Annotated in this window: 1 rRNA gene; it reads left to right on the top strand. The window is 57.4% G+C overall.

Annotation, left to right across the window (positions count from 1 at the left end):
* Window positions 1-84: 84 nt before the first annotated feature.
* Window positions 85-3,097 (top strand): 23S ribosomal RNA (locus tag AB0A65_RS26770); the annotation flags it as partial.

Raw genomic sequence — 3,097 nt, forward strand, 5'->3', positions numbered from 1 at the left:
GGCGTGTCGGGTGTGGCTGGTGTGTTGTTTGAGATTTGTATAGTGTGCGTGAGTGTCTTTGTTTCTATCTGACTTGGCCGTGTTGGTTAAGTTGTGTAGGGCGCATGGTGGATGCCTTGGTGCCGGATGACCGATGAAGGACGTGTGAGGCTGCGATATGCCTGGGGGAGTTGCCAACTGGACTGTGATCCCAGGGTTTCCGAATGGGGTAACCTGGCCGGCTTGATGGCCGGTCGCGCCTGCCTGAATGTATAGGGCGGGTGGTGGTGTGGCGGGGAAGTGAAACATCTCAGTACCTGCTGTGGAGAAAACAAGAGTGATTCCGTGAGTAGCGGCGAGCGAAAGCGGAGGAGGCTAAACCTGGTTCGTGTGATAGCCGGCAGGCGTTGCGGGTCAGGGGTTGTGGGACGTTTCCGTTAGTCTCTGCCGAGACTAGGTTCACGCATCAGCAGCTAGTCGAACGGTGTGGGAAAGCCGACCGGAGAGGGTGAGAGTCCCGTAGGTGAAGGTTGTTGGTGGTGTTCGGGGGACGCACCCGAGTAGCGCGGGTTTCGTGGAGGCTCGTGTGAATCTGGCAGGACCGTCTGCTAAGCCTAAAGAGGTCCGGTGACCGATAGTGGAGAGTACCGTGAGGGAATGGTGAAAAGTACCCCGGGAGGGGAGTGAAAGAGTGCCTGAAACCATGTGCCTGTAAACCGTCAGAGCCCGGCATGAGTCTTCGGATTCATGTAGGCGGGTGATGGCGTGCCTTTTGAAGAATGAGCCTGCGAGTTATGGTATGCCGCGAGGTTAAGCCGTGTGGTGGAGCCGGAGCGAAAGCGAGTCTGAATAGGGCGTCGAGTGGTGTGTTGTAGACCCGAAGCGGGGTGATCTACCCATGTCCAGGGTGAAGCGGCTGTAAGAGGTCGTGGAGGCCCGAACCCACCTAGGTTGCAAACTGGGGGGATGAGGTGTGGGTAGGGGTGAAAGGCCAATCAAACTCCGTGATAGCTGGTTCTCCCCGAAATGCATTTAGGTGCAGCGTCGCATGTTGCTCCGTGGTGGTAGGGCGCTGGTTGGGTGATGGGCCGTGTCGGTTACTGAGCTCAGCTAAACTTCGAATGCCATGGTGTTGAGTGCGGCAGTGAGTCGGCGGGTGAGAAGATCCGTCGTCGAGAGGGAAACAGCCCAGATTACCGGCTAAGGCCCCTAAGGGTGCACTGAGTGGAAAAGGATGTGGGGTCGCGTTGACAGCCAGGAGGTTGGCTTAGAAGCAGCCATCCTTGAAAGAGTGCGTAATAGCTCACTGGTCGAGTGGTTTTGCGCCGATAATGTAGCGGGGCTGAAGTGCACCGCCGAAGCCGTAGCAATGCCCAGTACTTTCGAGTGCTGGGGTTGGGTAGGGGAGCGTCGTACATGGGGTGAAGCTCCGGAGTGATCCATGGGGTGGACTTTGTACGAGTGAGAATGCAGGCATGAGTAGCGAAACACAGGTGAGAATCCTGTGCGCCGATTGACTAAGGGTTCCAGGGGACGGTTGTTCCGCCCTGGGTTAGTCTGGGCCTAAGGCGAGGCCGAGAGGCGTAGTCGATGGATAACCGGTTGATATTCCGGTACCCGAGTGCCGCGTATGAGTGATAGCGGTTGTGCTAACCGGCTGCAAGCCGGTGTTGGTGCTCCTTCGGGAGTACTGGCACAGGTGAGTGGTTGGGGTCCTTTCCGTGTGTAGCGTAGTGATGGGGTGACGCAGTGGGGTAGCCGTACCGTCTGGTGGATTAGGCGGGGTAAGGTGGTAGCCCGCATTCCTAGGCAAATCCGGGAATGCTGCTTTCAATAGTGAGGGTGAGCGCTGAAGCATAGCTCTTTTGAGTGAATTCGGTGATCCCGTGCTGTCGAGAAAAGCCTCTAGCGAGTGGTAGTCGGCCAGTACCCTAAACCGACACTGGTGGTCAGGTAGAGTATACTGAGGCGTTCGAGTGATGTGTGGTTAAGGAACTCGGCAAATTGCCTCCGTAACTTCGGGAGAAGGAGGGCCCTTTCTGGTGGTGCGTGCGCACGGAAGCTGGAGGGGGTTGCAGAGGCCAGGGGGAAGCGACTGTTTACTAAAAACACAGGTCCATGCGAAGCCGTGAGGTGAGGTATATGGACTGACGCCTGCCCGGTGCTGGAACGTTAAGAGGATCCGTCAACCCTTCGGGGTGCCGCGGTGAATTGAAGCGCCAGTAAACGGCGGTGGTAACTATAACCATCCTAAGGTAGCGAAATTCCTTGTCGGGTAAGTTCCGACCTGCACGAATGGCGTAACGACTTCCCCGCTGTCTCAACCACATGCTCGGCGAAATTGCAGTACGAGTAAAGATGCTCGTTTCGCGCGGCAGGACGGAAAGACCCCGGGACCTTTACTATAGCTTGGTATTGGCATATTGTCTGGTTTGTGTAGGATAGGCGGGAGCCTGGGAAGCTGCGACGCTAGTCGTGGTGGAGGCGACGGTGAAATACCGCTCTGACGAAATGATGTGTCTCACCCGCGGCCCTGATCGGGTCGGGGGACAGTGCCTGGTGGGTAGTTTAACTGGGGCGGTTGCCTCCTAAATGGTAACGGAGGCGCCCAATGGTACCCTCGGGCCGGTTGGAAACCGGTCGGTGAGTGTAAGCGTAGAAGGGTGCTTGACTGTGAGACCGACGGGTCGAGCAGGTGCGAAAGCAGGGGCTAGTGATCCGGCACCGACGTACGGATGTGGTGTCGCTCAACGGATAAAAGGTACCCCGGGGATAACAGGCTGATCTTCCCCAAGAGTCCATATCGACGGGATGGTTTGGCACCTCGATGTCGGCTCGTCGCATCCTGGGGCTGGAGTTGGTCCCAAGGGTTGGGCTGTTCGCCCATTAAAGCGGCACGCGAGCTGGGTTTAGAACGTCGTGAGACAGTTCGGTCCCTATCCGCCGCGCGCGCAGGAGATTTGATGGAGGGCTGTCCCTAGTACGAGAGGACCGGGATGGACGAACCGCTGGTGTGCCAGTTGTACCGCCAGGTGCATGGCTGGTTGGCTACGTTCGGGAGCGATAACCGCTGAAAGCATCTAAGCGGGAAGCGTGCTCTAAGATGAGATCTCCGTCA

The organism is Glycomyces sp. NPDC047010, from assembly GCF_040644205.1.
In the GTDB taxonomy this organism is placed as follows: Bacteria; Actinomycetota; Actinomycetes; order Mycobacteriales; family Micromonosporaceae; genus Glycomyces.